The organism is Paenirhizobium selenitireducens ATCC BAA-1503 (assembly GCF_000518785.1).
Classification (GTDB): Bacteria; Pseudomonadota; Alphaproteobacteria; order Rhizobiales; family Rhizobiaceae; genus Allorhizobium; species Allorhizobium selenitireducens.
This window is the reverse complement of sequence record NZ_JAEG01000002.1, coordinates 547,714-568,146: the sequence shown is the minus strand read 5'-3', so window position 1 is coordinate 568,146 and position 20,433 is coordinate 547,714. Positions and strand designations below refer to the sequence as shown.

The window sequence follows — 20,433 nt, the reverse complement described above, 5'->3', positions numbered from 1 at the left end:
CGGCTTGAAGTAATTGGGCATCATGTTGTTCTGGATCGTATCTGCCTTGTTGACGGTGGCGGTTGCCGTCGCCCTCCTGTTGCCGCTCCTGAAAGGGGCGTCGCCCGCGCCTGTCGACGATGTCGGCGAAGCCGCCGTCTACCGCGACCAGCTCAAGGAACTCGAGCGCGACAAGGCCGCCGGGCTGATCTCCACCGAAGATGCCGGCTATGCCCGCGCCGAAATAGGCCGCCGCCTTCTGGCCGTTTCGGGCGAGGGGACGAAGACCGTCGATGCGTCGAGGGCCAGGGGCCTGAACGCGCTGTCCCAGGCCTTCATCATTCTCTGTCTGCCCGCCATCGGGCTGGGGCTCTACCTGAAGACAGGCAGCCCGGACATGCCGGCGGCGCCGCTCGCCGCGCGGCTGGAGAGCCCCGGCAACAATATCGAACTCCTCGTCGCCAAGGTCGAACGCCATCTGGCGGAAAACCCCAATGACGGCTCCGGCTGGGACGTTCTGGCGCCGATCTATTTCAAGATGCAGCGTCTCGGCGACGCCGAACTCGCCTTTCGCAACGCGATCCGCCTGCAGGGCACGAACCCGGCGCGGATGAACGGGCTCGGCGAAGTGCTGATGGCCGGAAACGACGGCATCGTCACCGACGACGCCCGGGCCGCCTTCGAAGAGGCGCTTCGCGTCGATGCCAAGGACCCCCGCGCACGGTTCTACCTGGCGCTGTCGCTCGAACAGGGCGGCAAGAGGCAGGAGGCGCTTACCGGCTTCCAGGCGCTCGCCAAGGATTCCCCGGCCGATGCGTCGTGGCTGCCGCTGGTGCAGCAGCATATCGCCGCCAATTCCGGCGGAGCCCCGGTGGCCGGCCTACCGGCCGAGGCGTCCAAGGCGCCGGGCGGCCCGACCGCCGGTGACGTCGAGGCGGCGGCAGGCATGTCCGCGACCGATCGCAATGCGATGATCCGCGGCATGGTCGAGGGGCTGGATGCCAAGCTGAAACAGGACCCGAACAATTTCGAAGGCTGGATGCGCCTCGTTCGCTCCTATGCGATGCTGAACGAGACGGACAAGGCGATCGCCGCGCTGAAGTCGGCGCTTGTCGCCTTCCCGGCCGAAGAGGTTCAGGGCAAGCAATTGATCGGCGTGGGCCGCGAACTCGGCCTGCCGGTGGAGGAGGCTTTGAAATGACCCGCAAGCAGAAACGACTGGCCGTGATCGCCGGCGGCATGAGCTTCATCATCGCCGCGGTCCTCCTGGTGATGTTCGCCTTCGGCCAGTCCGTCGCCTATTTCTACATGCCGGCCGATCTGGAAAAGACGGCGGTCGGCCCCGGCACCCGCATCCGCCTCGGCGGCCTTGTCGAGGAGGGTTCGGTGGTGCGCGGCGAGGGCTCGACCGTCAAGTTTTCCGTGACCGACGGCACCGCGACCATTCCCGTCACCTATGTCGGCATCCTGCCGGACCTGTTTCGCGAGGGCCAGGGCGTGGTGACCGAGGGCAAGTTCGAGGCCGGCAGCACGGTCTTTTCCGCCGACAGCGTGCTGGCCAAGCATGACGAGAACTACATGCCGAAGGAAGTCGCCGACCGTCTGAAGAAGGACGGCGTCTGGCAGGAGGAAAAGACCCAATGATCATCGAACTCGGCCATTATGCCCTGGTGCTGGCGCTGGCCGCATCGATCATCATCGCCATCCTGCCGGTGATCGGCGCCAAGCGCGGCGACGCCGCCCTGATGGCGATCGCCGTGACCGGGACCATGGCGCAGTTCCTGCTGGTCGCCTTCTCCTTCTCCGCGCTGACCTGGGCCTATGTGGTCTCCGACTTCTCGGTGCAGAACGTCTGGGAGAACTCCCATTCGATGATGCCGGCGATCTATCGCTACTCCGCGGTCTGGGGCAATCACGAAGGTTCGATGATGCTCTGGCTGTTGATCCTGACCCTGTTTTCCGCGCTTGTCGCCTTCTTCGGCGCCAACCTGCCGGACCGGCTGAAGGCCAATGTGCTGGCCGTGCAGGCATGGATCTCCTCCGCCTTCCTGCTGTTCATCCTGCTGACCTCCAACCCCTTCATCCGCCTGTCGCCGATCCCGGCCGAGGGCAAGGACCTGAACCCGATCCTGCAGGACGTTGGCCTCGCCATCCATCCGCCGCTGCTCTATCTCGGTTATGTCGGCTTTTCCGTCTGCTTCTCCTTTGCCATCGCCGCCCTGATTGACGGCCGCATCGACGCCGCCTGGGCGCGCTGGGTGCGGCCCTGGACACTCGCTGCCTGGACCTTCCTCACCGCCGGCATCGCCATGGGTTCCTACTGGGCCTATTACGAACTCGGCTGGGGCGGCTGGTGGTTCTGGGATCCGGTCGAGAATGCCTCGTTCATGCCCTGGCTTGCCGGCACGGCGCTGCTGCATTCGGCGCTGGTCATGGAAAAGCGTGACGCGCTGAAGATCTGGACGGTGCTGCTCGCCATCCTCACCTTCTCGCTGTCGCTGCTCGGCACCTTCCTGGTGCGCTCGGGCGTGCTGACCTCGGTCCATGCCTTCGCCACCGATCCGAGCCGCGGCATCTTCATCCTCGGCATCCTGACATTTTTCATCGGCGGCGCCTTCGCGCTGTTCGCCTTCCGCGCGCCGCTGCTCAAGTCGGGTGGTCTCTTCCATCCGATCTCGCGCGAAGGCGCGCTGGTCCTCAACAACCTGATCCTGACCGTGTCGACGGCGACCGTGCTGATCGGTACGCTCTATCCGCTGCTGCTGGAAACCCTGACCGGCGAGAAGATCTCGGTCGGCGCGCCGTTCTTCAACCTGACCTTCGGCCTGTTGATGGCGCCGCTTCTGGTCGCCGTGCCCTTCGGGCCGATGCTGGCCTGGAAGCGCGGCGATCTCTACGCCGCGATGCAGCGGCTCTATGTGGCGGCCGGGATCGCCTTCGTGCTCGCCGTGGCGCTCTACTATGTCGAGAACGGCGGTCCGGTGCTGGCCGTTTTCGGGCTTGCCGCCGGCTTCTTCATGATCTTCGGCGCGCTCTCCGACCTCTGGTACCGCGCCGGCTTCGGCAAGCTGGCGACCGGGCTGGCCTTGCGCCGGCTGAACGGCCTGCCGCGCTCGGCGATCGGCACGGCGCTCGCCCATTTCGGCCTCGGCGTCACGGTACTCGGCATCGTCGCCGTGACCACCTTCGAGACCGAGACCGTCGTCGAGATGAAGCCCGGCATGACGGTCGAGGCCGGTGCCTATTCCATCACCTTCGACGGTATGAAATCGGCCGTCGGCCCGAACTTCACCGAGGATCGCGGCCACTTCACCATTCGCAAGGCAGGCGCCGACCTGGGCGACGTCTGGTCGTCGAAGCGGCTTTACACGGCGCGGCGCATGCCGACCACAGAAGCCGGCATCCGCACGTTCGGCGTCAGCCAGCTCTATGTCTCGCTCGGCGACATGATGGACGGCGGCGGCATCGTCGTGCGCATCTGGTGGAAGCCCTACATCCTGTGCATCTGGTACGGCGCGCTGATCATGATGGTCGCCGGCTTCGTCTCGCTCTCCGACCGCAGACTGCGCGTCGGCGTGCCGAAGCGGCATGCCAGGACGGCCGCACCGGCGGCGCTGGAGGCGGCGGAATGAGCATTTCCGAGCGCTCCGCGGTGTCACCCCCCTCTGTCCCTTCGGGACATCTCCCCCTCAAGGGGGGAGATCGGAAGACTCGAATGCCGGTGCCGCGAATTGCCCTCTTCTCCCCAGCGGGGAGAAGTGCCGAGCGTAGGCGAGGCGATGAGGGGGCGGAGCGCACTGTGCCAGAGGCCCCCTCATCCGGCCCTTCGGGCCACCTTCTCCCCGCAGGGGAGAAGAGGGAGAGGACCTGGCGGCGCTCAGCGCTACAATCCGTGCTCCTCTTTTTCGCTCTCCTCCTCGCTCCCCTTCCGGCTCTCGCCGTCGATCCGAGCGAGCGGTTGGCGGATCCGAAGCTGGAGCAGCGGGCGCGGGATCTTTCGGCCAATCTGCGCTGCATGGTCTGCCAGAACCAGTCGATCGACGATTCGAATGCCGACCTGGCGCGTGACCTGAGACTTCTGGTGCGCGAGCGCATCGTGTCCGGCGACAGCGACGAGCAGGTGATCAACTATGTCGTGTCGCGTTACGGCGAGTTCGTGCTGCTGAAGCCGCGGCTCTCGGCCAAGACGCTGATCCTGTGGGGCGCGCCGGCATTCCTGCTGGTGATCGGGCTCGGGGTCGCGATCGTCTATGCCCGCGGGCGCAGCCGGCCGGAGCCGAAAAGACTGTCCGACGAGGAAGAGGCGAGACTCGGCAAACTGCTCGACGAGTGAGCCGCCGGCCCGTCGAAAATACCCCCAAAGATTACGAAGATTTCATCTGCCGTACAGTTCGCTGTAAGGTGACGTGCCCTATATCTTCATCATCCACCGCTTCCGCCGGACGTTCCGGCTCCAGTCAGTAGAACAGATGAAGGTAGAATTCATGTCCGCACAAATCGGCCGTTCCAACTTGAAGAACATCCTGAAGAACTCGACCGCCGCGGGTCTTGCGGCTGTCATGCTGGCCGGCGCGATTCCGCTCGCCGCCGTCCCCGCCTATGCCGAACCCGTCAAGGTCGAGGCGGCCCAGGTGCCGAGCTTCGCCGACGTGGTCGAGGCTGTTTCGCCGGCCGTCGTCTCGGTCCGCGTCCAGTCCAAAGTCGAGCAGACCTCCGACCAGAGCAATTTTTCCTTCGGCTTCGGCGGCCAGGGCTTCGAAGACCTGCCGGACGATCACCCGCTGAAGCGCTTCTTCAAGGAGTTCGGCGGCCCGGACGGCGAACAGTTCGGCCAGCGTGGGCCTGATCGCATGCCGCATGGCCGCGGCGACGGCAAGGGCCGTCTGCGCCCGACCTCGCAGGGCTCCGGCTTCTTCATCTCCGAGGACGGCTATATCGTCACCAACAACCACGTCGTCGACGACGGCGCCGCCTTCACCATCGTGATGAATGACGGCAAGGAACTCGACGCCAAGCTGGTCGGCAAGGACAGCCGCACCGACCTCGCCCTGCTGAAGGTCGAGAACCCGAAGCAGAAGTTCACCTATGTCGACTTCGCCGAGGACGAGAACATGCGCGTCGGCGACTGGGTCGTGGCCGTCGGCAACCCGTTCGGTCTTGGCGGCACGGTGACCGCCGGCATCATCTCGGCCCGCGGCCGCGATATCGGCTCCGGCCCCTATGACGACTACATCCAGATCGACGCCGCCGTGAACCGCGGCAATTCCGGTGGTCCGGACTTCAACCTGGCCGGCGAAGTGGTCGGCATCAACACGGCGATCTTCTCGCCGTCGGGCGGCAATGTCGGCATCGCCTTCGCCATCCCGGCCTCCGTCGCCAAGGACGTCATCGCCAAGCTGAAGGACGGCGGAACGGTCGAACGCGGCTGGCTTGGCGTGCAGATCCAGCCTGTGACTGAGGACATCGCCGACTCGCTCGGCCTGTCGGAGGCAAGCGGCGCGCTGGTCGTTGCCCCGCAGGACGGTTCGCCGGGCGGCAAGGCCGGCATCAAGCAGGGTGACGTCGTCACCGCCGTCAACGGCGAGCCGGTCAAGGATCCGCGCGATCTTGCCAAGCGCATCGCCGCGTTCAAGCCGGGCACCACGGTCGACGTGTCGCTGTGGCGCGAAGGCAAGGCGACGAGCGTCAAGGTCGAACTCGGCGAACTGCCGAGCGAGCAGGCGCTCGCCGGTCCCGAAAGCCAGAACGGCGACACGACCCAGGCTCCGGCGACCGAACAGGCGCTGGCCGGCATGGGCCTCTCGGTCACTCCGGCCGACGACGGCAAGGGCCTGACCATCGTCGACGTCGATCCGGACTCGGATGCCGCCGACAAGGGCATGAAGGCCGGCGAGAAGATCACCTCGGTCAACAACCAGGCGGTCGTGAGCGCAGCGGACGTGCTGAAGGTGCTCGAACAGGCGAAGAAGGACGGCCGCACCAAGGCGCTGTTCCAGATCGAATCCGAGAACGGCAGCCGCTTCGTGGCGCTGCCGATCGTCCAGGGCTAACGGCGCAAGCCTGACCCGATCGGGGCGCCGCGATCCTTGGCGACGCGGCGCCCTTTTCTTTTTTGAACGAAAGGGCTCCAACATGAACACCGGGCAGGGCGATGCGCCGCAGCCGGGCGATTCCGGTTGTGCGCAGGGCATGGCCGGCGGTAATGTCCCGCACATGAAGATACTTGTTATTGAAGACGATCTCGAAGCCGCCGCCTATATCACCAAAGCCTTCCGCGAGGCGGGGATTGTCGCCGATCACGCCAGCGACGGCGAGAGCGGTCTCTTCATGGGCTCAGAAAACGGCTATGACGTCATGGTGGTCGATCGCATGCTGCCGCGCCGCGACGGCCTGTCGGTCATCAGCGAACTGCGCAAGCGCGGCGTCGATACGCCGGTGCTGATCCTCTCCGCTCTTGGCCAGGTCGACGACCGCGTCACCGGCCTTCGCGCCGGCGGCGACGACTATCTGCCGAAACCCTATGCCTTTTCCGAGCTTCTGGCGCGTGTCGAGGTGCTGGGGCGCCGCAAGGGCAAGCCCGAGCAGGACATGGCCTACCGCGTCGGCGATCTCGAACTCGACCGGCTGTCCCACGAGGTGCGCCGCGCCGGCAAGGAAATCCTGCTGCAGCCGCGCGAATACCGTCTGCTGGAATATCTGATGAAGAATGCCGGCCAGGTGGTGACCCGCACCATGCTGCTCGAGAACGTCTGGGACTATCACTTCGACCCGCAGACCAACGTCATCGACGTGCATGTCTCGCGGCTGCGCTCGAAGATCGAGAAGGATTTCGACAAGCCGCTGCTGAAGACGGTGCGCGGCGCCGGCTACATGATCAAGGACGAGGCCTGAGCCCGCCATGAACGCCCGTGCCAAGCTCCTGTTCAAGTCGACCGCGGTCCGGCTGTCGGCGCTCTATATCGTGCTGTTCGCGCTCTGCGCGGCGCTTCTCGTCATCTATGTGACTGCCTTGTCGGAACGCATCCTTTACGTCCAGACGCGCGAGACGCTGAAGGAGGAGGTCAAGGAGATCGAGACCGCCTTCGAGCGCGGCGGCATCAACCGTCTGCTCGGGCTGATGGAACGCCGTGCCCGCCAGCCCGGCGCCAATCTCTATGTCATCGCCGGCCCGAACGGCGAGATTCTTGCCGGCAATGTCGCCTCGGTGGAGCCGGGCCTGTTCGACCAGGAGGGCTGGACCGCCCACCCGTTCCGGTACGAGCGCTACAACGAGAGCGGCGACGTGCAGCGGCACGTGGCGGCAGGCCATGTCTTCTTCCTCGACAACAAGCTCAGGGTGCTGGTCGGCCGCGACCTCGGCGAACCGAGCAAGCTGCGGCTGCTGGTGCGCCAGGCGCTGATGGTGGCGCTCGCCATCATGGGGCTGGGCGCCGTCATCATCTGGTTCGCCATCGGCCGCAATGCGCTGAAACGCATCGACCGGGTCTCGGCGGCGAGCAAGAAGATCATGGCGGGCGATCTTTCGCAGCGCCTTCCGGTGTCCGGATCGGGCGACGAATTCGACCGGCTGTCCTCCTCGCTCAACGAAATGCTCGGCCGGATCGAGAAGCTGAACGAGGGCCTGCGCCAGGTTTCCGACAACATCGCCCACGACCTCAAGACGCCGCTGACGCGGCTGCGTAACAAGGCCTCCGATGCGCTGGCCGAGGACGACGAGACGGCGCGGCGCGCGGCGCTCGAAGGCATCATCACCGAATCCGACCAGCTGATCCGCACCTTCAACGCGCTGCTGATGATCAGCCGCGTCGAGGCGGGCTCGATCGCCGCCGAGCTGTCCGACATCGACCTCTCCGCGATTGCGGCCGACAGTGCCGAACTCTACGAGCCGGTGGCCGAAGAGGCGGGGCTGGGGCTGGAAACGCGGATCGCGCCGGGCCTGTCGGTCAGGGGCAACCGCGAACTGGTGGGCCAGGCGCTGTCCAACCTGATCGACAACGCCATCAAGTACGGGGCTACGGCCGAGGGCGAGCAGAAGATCGTCGTGACGGTCGCCAAGGTCGGCGGCGCGTTGCAGCTGTCGGTCTCCGACAACGGCCCCGGCGTCGACGCCGACAAGCGCGAGGCGGTGGTGAAGCGTTTCGTTCGTCTGGATGCCAGCCGCAGCAAGCCCGGCACCGGGCTGGGCTTGTCCCTGGTCGAGGCGATCATGGCGCTGCATGGCGGACGGCTGGAGCTTTCCGACACCAACCCGGAGGGCGGCACATCGCGCGGCCTGACCGCCAGCATGGTCTTTCCCGGCCAGAAGGCTTGAGGCAGAGCGGACGGCTCCCGCCGCCCTCCGCTCAGTCCTCGACCCATTCGAAGAAGACCTGCGCCGGCGAGCAGCCGCGCACGCAGCCGCCGCATCCGCCGCAGGCGGCCTCCGCCGGGGCGATGCGGCGCACGCGCCCCTTGTGCTCCCACACTCTCAGCATGGCCTCCACGGCGCTGACCTCGCTGCTGCTTTGCAGGGAGAGGCTCTGGAGCGATGTCCGCTCCTGACGGCGCAGGATGTCGCGCAGCTGGGAAAGGCTTGCCATCAGAGTTCTCCGGCACCGGCGAGCGCCGGCAACCGGTGCTGCCGCGCCGAACTGCGCCGCAGCGCAATGACCGTGAGGGCGAAGACGGCGAGAACCCCGGCGATCCAGCCAGCCGAGTGCAGCGGCGCCTCGGCGAAGGTTGCCACCTGATAGGCCATGACCGAGGCGCCATAGGCGATGCCGGTGGTCCAGACGAGGGCGGCCGTCATCCAGCGTGCACCGGCCTCGCGGTAGATGGCGCCGGTTGCCGCGACGCACGGCGTATAGAGCAGGATGAACAGCATATAGGCGAAGGCGCCGGCGCTGCCCGAAAAGCGCGCCTGCATCTCGGCGAAGGTGCCAGTCTCGACCGCCTGTTCGGCGGCGGCGGCATCAGGTGATTCGACATGACCGATGTCGAGGCCGAGCGGATCCGTGGCCTTGCCGGCGACGTCCGCGAGATTGGCCGGGATGGAGGTGAGCGCGTCCTTCAGCCCGCTTTCGATGATCTGCAGCGTCGTCTGCGGCTCTTCCGGCGCTTCGCTCGCGGCATCCCTTGCCAGGGCGCCGTAAAGGGAATCCAGCGTGCCGACGACGGCCTCCTTGGCGAACACGCCGGTGACGATGCCGACGATTGCCGGCCAGTTGCGCTCGTTAAGCCCCATCGGCGCAAAGATCGGGGCGGCCATGCGGCTGGCAACGGCGAGGATGGAACGGTCGCTGTTGCCGTTGCCGAAATTGCCGCTCGTATCCATGGCGTTGAGGATGGAAAGGAAGGCGACCATCAGCACGATGACGCGGCCGGCGCGCAGCACGAAGCCCTTCAGCCGCTCCCAGGTGTGGAGTGCGACATTGCGCAAGGTCGGCATGTGATAGGGCGGCAGCTCCATCACCAGCGGCGAGGCATGGCCCCGGGTGATCGTCATCTTCATGATGTAGCCGGTCATGATCGCCACCGCGATGCCGGTGAGATAGAGGCCGAAGACGAGGTTCTGGCCGTTGGTCGGGAAGAAGGCGGCGGCAAACAGCGCATAGACCGGCAGCCGCGCGCCGCAGGACATGAAGGGCGCCATCATGATCGCCGTCTTGCGGTCGCTGTCATTGTCGAGCGTGCGGGTGCCCATGATCGCCGGCACGTTGCAGCCGAAACCGACGATCAGCGGCACGAAAGCCTTGCCCGGCAGGCCGGCCATGCGCATGAAACGGTCCATGACGAAGGCGGCGCGGGCGAGATAGCCCGAATCCTCGAGGATCGACAGGAAGATGTAGAGAAAGGCGATGATGGGGATGAAGGTGGCGACCGTCTGGATGCCGCCGCCGATGCCGTCGGCGATCAGTACCGCCAGCCATTCCGGCGAGCCGGCCGAGCGCATGGCATGGCCGAGCCCGTCGACCAGGACGGCGCCGACGCTGAGGTCGAAGAAGTCGATGAAGGCGGAGCCGACATTGATGGTCCACATGAACATCAGATACATGACGGCGAGGAAGATCGGGATGCCCAGCACCCGGTGCAGCACGACCCGGTCGATGCGGTCGGTCAGCGACTGCGAGGCTTCGCGCGGGCGCTCGACCGAAGCGGCGACCGCCCTGCCGGCAAAGGCATAGCGGCGGTCGGCGATCAGGATATCGAGATCCTCGCCGCATTCGTCTTCCAGCTCGGCCATGGCCGCGTCGATCTCCTCTGCCAGTTGTGCGGGAATGGCGGCAAGACGGCTGCGGTCGCCGTCGAAGATCTGCATCAACTGCCAGCGCCGGTCGGCGGAAGCCTCCGGCAATTGCGCGGCGAAGCGCTCGACGGCTCTCTCGATCGGGGCATCGTAGCGGCAGAAGCCTTCAGGCACGGCCTTCGCGGCGGCAACCTCGGCAATGGCGCGCTTCATGGTTTCAAGCCCGGTGCCCCTGGCGGCGATGACCGGAACCACCGGGCAGCCGAGCTGCGCGGCGAGCGCCTCGATGTCGATCTTGACGCCGTTCTGGTGGGCCACGTCCATCATGTTGAGGACGACCAGCATCGGCACGCGCATTTCGAGGAGCTGGGTCGTCAGGTAGAGATGGCGCTCGAGATTGGAGGCGTCGACGATATTGACCAGCACGTCGGCCGCGCCGGAGACGGCATAGTCAAGGGCAATGCGCTCGTCGAGCGAGGTTTCAAGCGAGCCGAGCGAATAGGTGCCGGGCAGATCGACCAGCGTCGCCGGCACGCCGTCGAGCAGCATGGTGCCGGTCTTCTTCTCGACCGTCACGCCCGGCCAGTTGCCGACCTTCTGGCGCGAACCGGTGAGCGCATTGAAGAGGGTGGTCTTGCCGCAATTGGGATTGCCGACGACCGCGACGGTGATCTGTTTCATCGAAGGTTTCCGCAGTTTGGGGGCGGGCGGCCCCAGGGAGCTAGGCCGGGAGGCTGTCAGCGAGCGGCTCGACGGTGACGATCCGTGCCTCTTCGCGGCGCAGGCAAAGGGCCGTGCCCCGGAGCGCCAGTTCGACGGGATCGCCGAGCGGCGCTCGCCGCGTGACGGTGACGACGGCGCCTGGCGTAAGACCCATCGACAGCAGGCGACGCCGGCCCGGATCGTTGCGGTCGCTATAGCCGGTGACGCGGGCCGTCGCGCCAACCGGAAGTTCGTTGAGCAGGGGCATGATCTTCACTCGTCCATCGGCTCGACGGTCATCTTCTGCGCCATGCCCATGCCGAGCCCGACCCGGCTTTCATGCACGGCGACGATCATCGGCCCGGTCATCTGGTTCTGCACGACGCGGATGGCGCATCCGACGGCAAGGCCGAGATCGCTCAGGCGCCGGTCGAGGTTTCGTCCGCCCCCGAGCCCGACGATCCTGACTCTCTCGCCGGTGCGCGCCATCGCCAGCGGATAGGAAAGGGTTACTGTCGTCATTGTGTTCTCCCAGGCATCTCGTCACCGCGGAGGTCTCCGCGCCAGATGACAATGCTAATGCGTATCATTCCCAACAAGCTAAGGCATGTCGCCGTGGTCGCTGTCGGATACGCGCCCGCACTCTTTCATACAGACCTATCGAAAGATGAGTTTGTTCTTCAACAAACAAATTGACGCAGGGCCGGGCGGGCAGCAGCCGGACTGCGAGCATGGCCTTTGCCGGCCATAAGGCCTAGCTTCCCAAGAGACGGCAAGATTCGCTAAGAACGATCTTGCGAAAGGCGCACGGGGAGGCTGGCAATGGACGAGACGACGACGAAAAGGCTGGCCGAGATAGCGGACGGGGTGATCCGCCCGCTCAACCAGACGGAACAGAAGTCGGTCGTCTCGTTGCTCAAGGATGCCGCCAAGCAGCAGCCGGCGCTTGCCGATCTGCTGGCAACCGAAGGGCCGCTCAAAGCCTTCGTCACCGCGGCGCTTTCCCTGTCGCCCTATCTGCGCGACATGGTCATGCTCGATCCGGCGACGCTGGCACTGGCGCTGGAAGAGCCGATCGAACCGCTGCTGGAAAGCCTCGTTGCGGATGCCCGCAATGCCTGGCGCGGCGAGGAGGACGGACCGGCGGCCACCGAAGCGCAGGTGATGACACGACTGAGGACCGCCAAGCGCAAGCTTTCCTTCATCACGGCGCTCGCCGATCTCGCCCGCATCTTCGACGCGCGCGACACCACCCGCTGGCTGTCGGCCATGGCCGACTCCTGCGTCGCCGCCGCCATCGACCATCTGCTGATTGCCGGCGAGGACGCCGGCAAGCTCAAGCTCGCCGACCGGCAGGCGCCGTCGCTGGGCAGCGGCCTGATTGTGCTCGGCATGGGCAAGCTCGGCGCCTGCGAGCTCAACTATTCTTCCGACATCGACCTCGTCGTCTTCTTCGAGACGGAAGCCGGCATCCTCGTTTCGCCCGAGGATGCGACCGAGACCTATGGACGTATGATGCGCCGTCTCGTGCGCATCCTGCAGGACCGCACCGGCGACGGCTATGTCTTCCGCACCGACCTGAGGCTCCGTCCCGATCCGGGCTCCACGCCGCTCGCCGTGCCGGTCGAGGCGGCGCTGCTCTACTACGAGGGCAGGGGGCAGAACTGGGAGCGCGCCGCCTATATCAAGGCGCGGCCGGTCGGCGGCGACCTGAAGGCCGGGCAGAACTTCCTGCGCGAACTGGTGCCCTTCGTCTTCCGCAAATATCTCGACTATGCGGCGATCGCCGACATCCATTCGATCAAGCGGCAGATCCACGTGCACAAGGGGCATGGCGCGATCGCGGTGAAGGGCCACAATGTCAAGCTCGGCCGCGGCGGCATCCGCGAGATCGAATTCTTCGCCCAGACCCAGCAGCTGATCGCCGGCGGGCGCATGCCGGAACTGCGGCTCAGGCCGACCGAAGCCGCGCTGCACGCCCTGACCGCCGCACGATGGATCGACGCTTCGACCCGCGACGAGCTGATCGAGGCCTACTGGTTCCTGCGCGATGTCGAGCACCGCATCCAGATGGTGCATGACGAGCAGACCCATCTCTTGCCCGAAACCGAGACCGAGCTTCGCCGCATCGCCTACATGGCGGGCTTCGGCGACACGACGGGCTTTTCCACCCGGCTGGAAAGCGTGCTGAAGACCGTCGAGCGCCGCTATGCGCGGCTGTTCGAGCAGGAGGAGGTCCTGTCTTCCGCCTCGGGCAATCTCGTCTTCACCGGCCAGAAGGACGACCCCGACACGCTGAAGACGCTGAAGGGGCTCGGCTTCGAGCGGCCGGAGGATATTTCCCGCGTCATCCGCACCTGGCACTATGGCCGGTACCGCGCCACGCAGTCGGTCGAGGCGCGCGAACGGCTGACGGAACTGACGCCGCAGCTTTTGAAGACTTTTGGCGAGAGCCGGCGGGCCGACGAGGCACTGCTGCGCTTCGACAGCTTCATCTCCGGCCTGCCGGCCGGCATCCAGCTGTTTTCCCTGTTGACCAGCAATCCGGCCCTGCTCGACCTGATCGTCAACATCATGTCGTCCGCGCCCCGTCTGGCCGAGATCATCGCCCGGCGGCCGCATGTGTTCGACGGCATGCTCGATCCGGGCCTGATGGTCGAACTGCCGACGCGCGATTATCTGGCCAAGCGGCTGGCCTCGTTCCTGCAGGGCAGCCGCCATTACGAGGAGATCCTCGACCGGTTGCGCATCTTTGCCGCCGAACAGCGTTTCCTCATCGGTATCCGGCTCTTGACCGGCACGATCGGCGGCGCGCAGGCCGGCCATGCCTTCGCCGACCTCGCGGGCCTGATTATCGCCGAGGCGCTGAAGGCCGTGGTGGCCGAGATGGAGCAGGTCCATGGGCGAATCGCCGGCGGCAAGGTGGCGCTGGCCGGCATGGGCAAGCTCGGCTCCTTCGAGCTGACCGCAGGCTCCGACGTCGACCTGATCCTGCTTTACGAGCACGATGACGAGGCAGGCGAATCCGACGGGGCAAAGCCGCTCGATCCGGTGCGCTACTATACGCGGCTCACCCAGCGGCTGATCGCGGCGCTCTCGGCGCCGACGGCGGAGGGCGTGCTCTACGAGGTCGACATGCGGCTTCGTCCTTCCGGCAACAAGGGGCCGGTGGCGACGCGGCTGCGCGCCTTCGAGAAATACCAGTTCGAGGAGGCCTGGACCTGGGAGCACATGGCGCTGACCCGTGCGCGTCTGATCGCCGGTGACAGCGAACTCATGGACGCGACCCGGGCGGTGATCTCGGCCGTGCTCGCCAAGCCGCGCGAGGAGGCGAAGACCGCCGCCGATGTCGCCGAAATGCGGGCGATGATCGACAAGGAGAAGCCGCCGAAGGACAACTGGGACCTGAAGCTCATTCCCGGAGGTCTGATCGACATCGAGTTCATCGCCCAGCACCTCGCTCTCATCGCCCGCGGGCGGGGCGTCGCGGCCGAGGTCGACGGGCTTTCGACGGCGGATGCGCTGAAGCGGCTCGGCGCGCAGTTGATGGATCCGAACGACCTCGACCTGTGTCTGGCCGCGCTGAAGCTCGACACCGAGCTGTCGCAGGTCATCCGCCTTTGCGTCGACGGCGGGTTCGACCCGGCAACCGTTCCGGCCGGCCTTGTCGACCTTGTCTGCCGCGCCGGCGACAGTCCGGATCTGAAGACTCTCGAGGCGGAGGTGAAGAGACTGTCGAAGGCGGTGAGGAAGGTGTTCCAGACCGTGGTGAAGGGATGAACGGTGCGGGCCGGCGTCGGGTGCGGTTTTTTTGGCGGGATTCTCTCTAATTTAACGCACCCTGAAGTAGAAAGGCGAAATGGAGTAGTCGGGAAGGGCTGCGGCGGTTGAAGAGACGCCGGACATCGGGACAATGATGCACAAGATCAGATGGATCCTGGAGACCCTGAGGGTCCCCAATGACAACCCCGAACTCACGCTTTCGCAGTTCGAAGCCTTCTCGAAACAGGTTCCGCTGCTCTATTTCATCCTGACGACCAACATGCTTTCGCTGGCCTGGACCCACCGGGACATCGCACCGGCCTATCTGGTGATCTACCTGCCGGCGGTTCTTTCCTTCGTCTTCATCCTGCGGGGTGTCGGCTGGCTGGTTGCGCGCCGCCGCAAGGTCGATGCCGCCCAAGCCTATCACCGGCTGCGGGCCACGAATCGGCTGGCCGCACCCATCGCCATCTTCTGCACGGCATGGTCGCTCGCGCTCTTGCCGTATGGCAATGGCTATGAACAGGCCCATGTGGCCTTCTTCATGGCGATCACCGTGATCGGCTGCATCTTCTGCCTGATGCATCTGCGCTCGGCGGCGATGGTCGTCACCGTCCTCGTCAACATTCCCTTCTTCATCGCCATGGTCCTGAGCGGCGAGCCGACCTTCGTCGCCACGGGCGTCAACGTCATTCTCGTCAGCATGGCGATGATCACCATCCTGCTCACCCACTATCGCGATTTCCGCCAGCTTGCCGAACAACGCCATGTGCTGCAGGCGCAGAACCGGACGATGCAGGTCCTGTCGGACGAGAACCTGCGTCTCGCCAATCTCGACAGCCTGACGTTGATCGCCAATCGCCGCAGCTTCTTCCACACCCTCGAACGCCGCCACGCGCAGGCGGAGGCCGAAGGGGGCATCCTGGCCGTCGGCGTCATCGACCTCGACGGCTTCAAGCCGATCAACGACATGTATGGCCATTCGGCCGGGGACCGGGTGCTGGTCGAGATCGCCGAGCGGCTCAAGCGCTTCGAGAGCGAGACGATCTCCGTCTACCGGCTGGGCGGCGACGAATTCGCGCTGATCCTGACAGCCTTCGACGAGGCGAACGCCATGGCGCTCGGCACCCGCATCTGCGACGCCATCGCCCAGCGCATCAACCTCGGCAGCGGTGTCGTCCAGGTGACCGCATCGCTCGGCATCGCCCTTTACCCCGACGTCGGCGAGAATGGCCACGATCTCTACGAGCGTGCCGATTATGCGCTCTACACGGCCAAGCGCCATCACCGCGCCGGCGTCGTGGTGTTCAACGCGGTGCAGGCGCGCGAGCTGTCGCGCCAGAAGATCGTCGAGGAAACGCTTCAGGTCGCCGACCTGGAAAAGGAGCTATCGCTCGTCTATCAGCCGATCATGGATGTCGCCTCGCGGCGTTGCGTCGGATTCGAGGCGCTGGCGCGCTGGAACTGCCCGACCATCGGGCAGGTGTCGCCGGCCGAATTCATCCCGATTGCCGAATACAACGGCCGCATCGGCCTGATCACCCGGCTGTTGCTGGAGCGTGCGCTGGCGGCCGCGGCCACCTGGCCGGACGATGTCTTCCTGTCGTTCAATCTCTCGCCGCACGACCTCGTCACGATAGAGGGCGTCATGCGCCTGATCGGCATCGTCGAGGACAGCGGTTTCGATGCCAGGCGCATCACCTTCGAGATCACCGAGACGGCGGTGATGAGCGATTTCGAACAGGCCAGCACGGCAATCCACCTGCTGCGCCAGCTCGGCTGCGGCATCGCGCTCGACGACTTCGGCACGGGTTATGCCAGCCTCAGCTACGTGCACCGCCTGCCGCTGTCGAAGATCAAGGTCGATGGCAGTTTCGTCAGCGATATCCATCGAAGGGGTACAAGCTTCAAGATCGTCAAGTCGGTGCTGGCGCTGTGCTCGGAAATGGGGCTGGAGGCGATCGTCGAGGGCGTCGAGACCGAGGAGGAACGGGTGATCCTCGAGGAACTGGGCGTGCGCTCCGTGCAGGGGTTCCACTTCGCCCGCCCGATGGCGGAGGAGGACACCCATGCCCTCTTCGACCAGGCGAAAAACCCGGACGCGATCAAACTCCGCAGCCATTCCTGAGCCGGGCAGATCAGGCCCGCTTGCGCAGGGTCTCGATGACCAGCACGTCGGGGATGCGGACCGAAACGACCGTGCCCTTGCCTTCGCGGGAGCGGATACTGAGGCTGCCGCCGTGCATGTTGACCAGCGAGCGGGAGATGGCGAGGCCAAGGCCCGAACCGCCATTGCTCTTGGCATACTGGCTCTGCACCTGCTCGAAGGGCTGGCCGATCTTGCCCAGTGCCGCCTTGGGAATGCCGATGCCGGTGTCGGCGATGGTGATGGTGACGTCGTCGCCGATCTTGCGGGCACGAAGCGCGATCCGCCCGCCCGATTCCGTGAACTTGACGGCATTCGACAGGATGTTGAGCAGGATCTGCTTCATCGAGCGGCGATCGGCCGTCATGGTCAGGCCGGACGAAACACGCTGTTCGATGTGAACATTCTTCTCTTCCGCCGGGATCGAGGTGAGGCGCAGGCTCTCTTCGATCAGCGCATCGAGATCGATCGTCTCGCAGCGGATCTTCATCTGACCGGCCTCGATCTTCGACATGTCGAGAATGTCGTTGATGACGTGCAGCAGATGCTTGCCGCTCTCGTGGATGTCGCGGGCATATTCCGAATATTTCGGCGAGCCGATCGGGCCGAACATGCCGGCGAGAAGGATTTCCGAGAAGCCGAGAATGGCGTTGAGTGGGGTTCTGAGCTCGTGGCTCATATTGGCGAGGAATTCCGACTTCGCCTTGTTGGCGGCCTCGGCGCGTTCCTTCTCGGCCTGGTAATTGGCATTGGCAACCGACAGTTCGGCCTTCTGCCGCTCCAGCTTGCGCTGCGAGGACGAAAGGTCTCCGATGGTCGCCATCAGCCGGCGCTCCTGGTCGCGCAGACGTTCCTGATGGCGTTTCAGAAGCGTGATGTCGGTGCCGACCGACACGAGACCGCCGTCGCGCGTGCGCCGCTCGTTGATCTGCAGCCAGCGCTCGTCGGCGAGCTGCACCTCGGTGGTGCGCGACGATCCGCTCTGGTCGGGATCGGCGACGCGGCGCTGGATGATCGGCCGCTGGGCTGCCGCCTGCACCACGGCGCGCTCGGTGCCGGGAACGAGGATGCTGTCCGGCAGGCCGTAGACGTGCTGGAAATGGCCGTTGCACATGACCAGCCGGTCGTTCTTGTCCCACAGGACGAAGGCTTCCGAGGTGCACTCGATGGCGTCGGCGAGGCGCTGGTCGGCTTCGGCGTAGCGCTGGGCGAGGCGGTGCTGTTCGGTGACGTCCATGGCGATGCCGATGACGTGCATGCAGCCGGTGTTGGAGCAGATCACCTGGGCGCGGGCCCGCATCCACACATAGTGGCCCTGGGCATGGCGCATGCGGAAGATCTGGTCGATCTGCTTGGACTTGCCGCGGCCAACCGCGCGGGCGAGCGCAAAGAGATTGCCGTCGTCGGGATGCATCAACCGCGCCGCGTCGGCAAAGGCCATCACGTCGCTCGACGGCGGCAGCCCCAGCATTTCGTACATCGAGCGCGACCAGAACAGCTTGCGGTTGGCGAGGTCGAAGTCCCACAGGCCGCAGCGGCCGCGCGACAGGGCCGCCTCGACCCGCATGTTGCTCTCAAGGAAGATGTCGTCGGCCTCACGGGCGCGCTTCACCTGCTGGAAATAGGCGTAGAGGATGACGCTGAGGATCAGCGAAATACCGGCGAACAGCGTGACGTTGAGCGCGACCTCGCTGCGCCAGAAGGCCATGCTCTGCTGCAGCGAATGGGCGGTCAGGACCAGAGCGCCATCGGTGCCGATCGGGGTCAGCACGGCGAAATGACGTTCGCCGCCGATATCCGTCTCGATGCCGCCGCCCTGGTCGGCGAAGCGGCGGATGGCGGCGACCTGCGGCAGCAGATTGGCAAGCGGCAGGCCGACATAGCCGGCACCGGCGGAAGACGAGGCAAAGATCCGGCCCGACGGTTCGACCATCAGCACGAAAGAGCCGTCGGAGAGACGCTCGGCCGGCAGCAGGGTGGAGAGCGCGGCCTCCGCTGCGGCACGGTCGGCGGCGATGAACAGCGCTTCGCGCCCGGCAAGGGCGGCATTGGCGGTGGTGGCGACGAGCACGGTGGTCTGGCGCACGCCGCTTTCCATGCGGGCATGCTCTCCCAGTATGCCGGCGACACGCGCGATGGCCACGACCGACAGGAAGGCGAGGATGAGGATGGGGATGGACCGACGCAACGCGGTCTCGATCCATCGGGACGGCCCGTTGTCGGGATTGTTCATGCCCGCGATGCGATCACGCAAGCGATTGAAAAATGCCACCAATCCTGAAAATTGGAGTCGCAACCGCTCATCGGCTGCGGTTGCCCGCCGCACGTTCGACATTGTCCCTGCCTCGATCCCTCGTGTGATCCGAAGCGCCGCTCGCCCGAATCTGACTCAATGAATCACCCGCGATTCGGCTTGTCCAGACGGGTCGGGTAAACAAAATCTTAAGCCCTTCATCGGAATCGGCTTTTTTTGTGCAACGGCGGCCAAAGGCTTGAATCTGATTGAAAACAGGGGGCTGTGTCGCCTATCGATGGGACGTTCACATCCATTCCGGCAGAGCCGAAAGGAACTTCTTCCATGCGTTCGAGATCGTCTCGCCGGTCGTCATTCTGGGCAGCGCCGGCGGCTGCCGCACTGGCCTCCCTCATGGCCACGGCTCCGGCCCGGGCTGTCGAGCCCACACCGCCCAAGCTCTATGACGAACTGACGGAGGAGCAAGCCACCGAGGCCGATCAGTTCGCACTCAACAATGCCATCGCCACGGTGTTTCACGAGGCCGGCCACATGCTGGTCTCGGAGTTTTCGCTGCCCGTGCTGGGCAAGGAGGAGGACGCGGTCGACGGGCTCGCCGTGCTGCTCCTGCTCGAAGCCGAGGACGAAGACTTCAACAGCGCCGTCGAGGACTGGGCCAATATCTGGTTCCTGTCCGCCGGTGCGAAAGAGGACGAAGAGGACGACACTGCGTTCTGGGACAGCCACGGGCTGGACGAGCAGCGCGCCTATGCGACCGTCTGCCTGATGGTCGGCAAGGACAAGAGCCGTTTCCAGGATTTCGCCGAATCCATCGACTATCCCGAATACCGGGCGGAGGAATGCCTCGGCGAATATCAGAGCCAGCTGCAAAGCTGGGAGAAGGTGTTGAAGCCGCACGAGGCAAGCAAGAGCGACAAGACGGCGTTCAATATCACCTATGCGCCGACCAAGGACCCGCAGCTCGCCTATCTCCGCGAGATGATCAAGACGGCGGGCGTGATGGAAATGGTCGCGGCCGCCTTCTCCGGCAGCTACAAGCTCAAGGACGGGATCAAGCTGACAGCGACCGAGTGCGGGGTCGCCAACGCCTTCTGGAGCGCCGACGATCGTGAGATGACGCTGTGCTACGAAGACCTGCTCAACAGCGCCGAGCTCGACGCGCAGTGGTATATCGACAACCCGGACGGCGAAGAGCAGCAGGTCGAGGACGAGGATGCCGTCGAGGAGGAGGATACGGACGAGGCCAGCCCGCCGCGGCAGCGCCAACCGATATCGCCGCAGGCCGGGGGGCCTCGTTCGGGCTGAGGCCCGTTGCGATCCGCAATTCCGCGCCTGGCGTTTCAACTTTCAGCCAAGGCGCTTGCC

Annotated in this window: 15 protein-coding genes; 10 read left to right on the top strand and 5 right to left on the bottom strand. The window is 65.4% G+C overall.

Going from position 1 to position 20,433, the window contains the following annotated elements:
• Nucleotides 1–22 precede the first annotated feature (22 nt).
• The 7 genes from ccmI (at nucleotide 23) to L867_RS0107235 (ending at nucleotide 8,290) form a co-directional block, all read left to right on the top strand.
• Nucleotides 23–1,180: a c-type cytochrome biogenesis protein CcmI gene (ccmI, locus tag L867_RS0107265; RefSeq protein WP_028736256.1), complete on the top strand. Its 1,158-nt coding sequence runs from the start codon at nucleotides 23–25 to the stop codon at nucleotides 1,178–1,180.
• Nucleotides 1,177–1,623 (top strand): cytochrome c maturation protein CcmE, encoded by a 447-nt coding sequence (gene ccmE, locus L867_RS0107260; protein ID WP_028736255.1) that lies wholly within the window; start codon nucleotides 1,177–1,179, stop codon nucleotides 1,621–1,623. The genes ccmI and ccmE overlap by 4 nt, the downstream gene beginning before the upstream one ends.
• On the top strand, nucleotides 1,620–3,611 hold the full coding sequence (locus L867_RS0107255) for a heme lyase CcmF/NrfE family subunit (RefSeq protein WP_028736254.1): 1,992 nt from the start codon (nucleotides 1,620–1,622) through the stop codon (nucleotides 3,609–3,611). The genes ccmE and L867_RS0107255 overlap by 4 nt, the downstream gene beginning before the upstream one ends.
• A gap of 260 nt (nucleotides 3,612–3,871) precedes the next feature.
• Nucleotides 3,872–4,312: a cytochrome c-type biogenesis protein gene (locus L867_RS0107250; RefSeq protein ID WP_028736253.1), complete on the top strand. Its 441-nt coding sequence runs from the start codon at nucleotides 3,872–3,874 to the stop codon at nucleotides 4,310–4,312.
• A 151-nt stretch (nucleotides 4,313–4,463) separates the two neighbouring features.
• On the top strand, nucleotides 4,464–6,029 hold the full coding sequence (locus L867_RS0107245; RefSeq protein ID WP_028736252.1) for a Do family serine endopeptidase: 1,566 nt from the start codon (nucleotides 4,464–4,466) through the stop codon (nucleotides 6,027–6,029).
• Nucleotides 6,030–6,168: 139 nt separating this feature from the next.
• Nucleotides 6,169–6,870 carry a response regulator transcription factor gene (locus L867_RS0107240; RefSeq protein WP_169734068.1) on the top strand — a complete coding sequence of 234 codons (702 nt, stop codon included), beginning with the start codon at nucleotides 6,169–6,171 and terminating at the stop codon, nucleotides 6,868–6,870.
• Nucleotides 6,871–6,877: 7 nt separating this feature from the next.
• Nucleotides 6,878–8,290 carry a sensor histidine kinase gene (locus L867_RS0107235; protein WP_028736250.1) on the top strand — a complete coding sequence of 471 codons (1,413 nt, stop codon included), beginning with the start codon at nucleotides 6,878–6,880 and terminating at the stop codon, nucleotides 8,288–8,290.
• A 31-nt stretch (nucleotides 8,291–8,321) separates the two neighbouring features.
• On the opposite strand, the gene L867_RS0107230 is transcribed toward L867_RS0107235, so the two are convergent.
• The 4 genes from L867_RS0107230 to L867_RS0107215 are packed head-to-tail and all read right to left on the bottom strand — an operon-like array spanning nucleotide 8,322 to nucleotide 11,428.
• On the bottom strand, nucleotides 8,322–8,558 hold the full coding sequence (locus L867_RS0107230) for a FeoC-like transcriptional regulator (protein ID WP_037172717.1): 237 nt from the start codon (nucleotides 8,556–8,558) through the stop codon (nucleotides 8,322–8,324).
• The gene (gene feoB, locus L867_RS0107225; RefSeq protein ID WP_028736248.1) at nucleotides 8,558–10,885 is read right to left on the bottom strand and encodes a Fe(2+) transporter permease subunit FeoB; all 2,328 of its coding nucleotides are present in this window, start codon (nucleotides 10,883–10,885) and stop codon (nucleotides 8,558–8,560) included. Before feoB ends, L867_RS0107230 begins: the two co-directional genes overlap by 1 nt.
• Nucleotides 10,886–10,925: 40 nt before the next feature.
• Nucleotides 10,926–11,174 (bottom strand): FeoA family protein, encoded by a 249-nt coding sequence (locus L867_RS0107220; protein WP_028736247.1) that lies wholly within the window; start codon nucleotides 11,172–11,174, stop codon nucleotides 10,926–10,928.
• A 5-nt stretch (nucleotides 11,175–11,179) separates the two neighbouring features.
• Nucleotides 11,180–11,428: a FeoA family protein gene (locus L867_RS0107215; RefSeq protein ID WP_028736246.1), complete on the bottom strand. Its 249-nt coding sequence runs from the start codon at nucleotides 11,426–11,428 to the stop codon at nucleotides 11,180–11,182.
• Between the two features lie 294 nt (nucleotides 11,429–11,722).
• Between L867_RS0107215 and L867_RS0107210 the strand changes: the two genes are divergently transcribed.
• Nucleotides 11,723–14,686 (top strand): bifunctional [glutamine synthetase] adenylyltransferase/[glutamine synthetase]-adenylyl-L-tyrosine phosphorylase, encoded by a 2,964-nt coding sequence (locus tag L867_RS0107210; RefSeq protein WP_181141543.1) that lies wholly within the window; start codon nucleotides 11,723–11,725, stop codon nucleotides 14,684–14,686.
• A 133-nt stretch (nucleotides 14,687–14,819) separates the two neighbouring features.
• Nucleotides 14,820–16,796, top strand: coding sequence for a putative bifunctional diguanylate cyclase/phosphodiesterase (locus L867_RS0107205; protein WP_051438864.1), 1,977 nt, complete (start codon nucleotides 14,820–14,822; stop codon nucleotides 16,794–16,796).
• A gap of 10 nt (nucleotides 16,797–16,806) precedes the next feature.
• Here the strand turns inward: L867_RS0107205 and L867_RS0107200 are convergent, their stop codons facing one another.
• Nucleotides 16,807–19,149, bottom strand: a complete 2,343-nt coding sequence (locus L867_RS0107200; protein WP_028736243.1) for a PAS domain-containing sensor histidine kinase — start codon at nucleotides 19,147–19,149, stop codon at nucleotides 16,807–16,809.
• A gap of 243 nt (nucleotides 19,150–19,392) precedes the next feature.
• Here L867_RS0107200 and L867_RS24785 point away from each other — a divergent pair, with 243 nt between their 5' ends.
• A complete protein-coding gene (locus tag L867_RS24785; protein ID WP_051438863.1) occupies nucleotides 19,393–20,373 on the top strand; it encodes a DUF4344 domain-containing metallopeptidase in 981 nt (326 codons plus the stop codon).
• The last annotated feature ends 60 nt before the right edge of the window (nucleotides 20,374–20,433 follow it).

Excerpts from the sequence above, each read along its gene's own strand:
- L867_RS0107245 (WP_028736252.1), top strand. The coding sequence starts at position 4,464 with ATGTCCGCACAAATCGGCCGTTCCAACTTGAAGAACATCCTGAAGAAC.
- L867_RS0107220 (WP_028736247.1), bottom strand. The coding sequence starts at position 11,174 with ATGCCCCTGCTCAACGAACTTCCGGTTGGCGCGACGGCCCGCGTCACC.
- ccmE (WP_028736255.1), top strand. The coding sequence starts at position 1,177 with ATGACCCGCAAGCAGAAACGACTGGCCGTGATCGCCGGCGGCATGAGC.
- L867_RS0107200 (WP_028736243.1), bottom strand. The coding sequence starts at position 19,149 with ATGTCGAACGTGCGGCGGGCAACCGCAGCCGATGAGCGGTTGCGACTC.
- L867_RS0107255 (WP_028736254.1), top strand. The coding sequence starts at position 1,620 with ATGATCATCGAACTCGGCCATTATGCCCTGGTGCTGGCGCTGGCCGCA.
- L867_RS0107215 (WP_028736246.1), bottom strand. The coding sequence starts at position 11,428 with ATGACGACAGTAACCCTTTCCTATCCGCTGGCGATGGCGCGCACCGGC.
- feoB (WP_028736248.1), bottom strand. The coding sequence starts at position 10,885 with ATGAAACAGATCACCGTCGCGGTCGTCGGCAATCCCAATTGCGGCAAG.
- L867_RS24785 (WP_051438863.1), top strand. The coding sequence starts at position 19,393 with ATGCGTTCGAGATCGTCTCGCCGGTCGTCATTCTGGGCAGCGCCGGCG.
- ccmI (WP_028736256.1), top strand. The coding sequence starts at position 23 with ATGTTGTTCTGGATCGTATCTGCCTTGTTGACGGTGGCGGTTGCCGTC.
- L867_RS0107205 (WP_051438864.1), top strand. The coding sequence starts at position 14,820 with ATGATGCACAAGATCAGATGGATCCTGGAGACCCTGAGGGTCCCCAAT.
- L867_RS0107240 (WP_169734068.1), top strand. The coding sequence starts at position 6,169 with ATGGCCGGCGGTAATGTCCCGCACATGAAGATACTTGTTATTGAAGAC.
- L867_RS0107230 (WP_037172717.1), bottom strand. The coding sequence starts at position 8,558 with ATGGCAAGCCTTTCCCAGCTGCGCGACATCCTGCGCCGTCAGGAGCGG.
- L867_RS0107235 (WP_028736250.1), top strand. The coding sequence starts at position 6,878 with ATGAACGCCCGTGCCAAGCTCCTGTTCAAGTCGACCGCGGTCCGGCTG.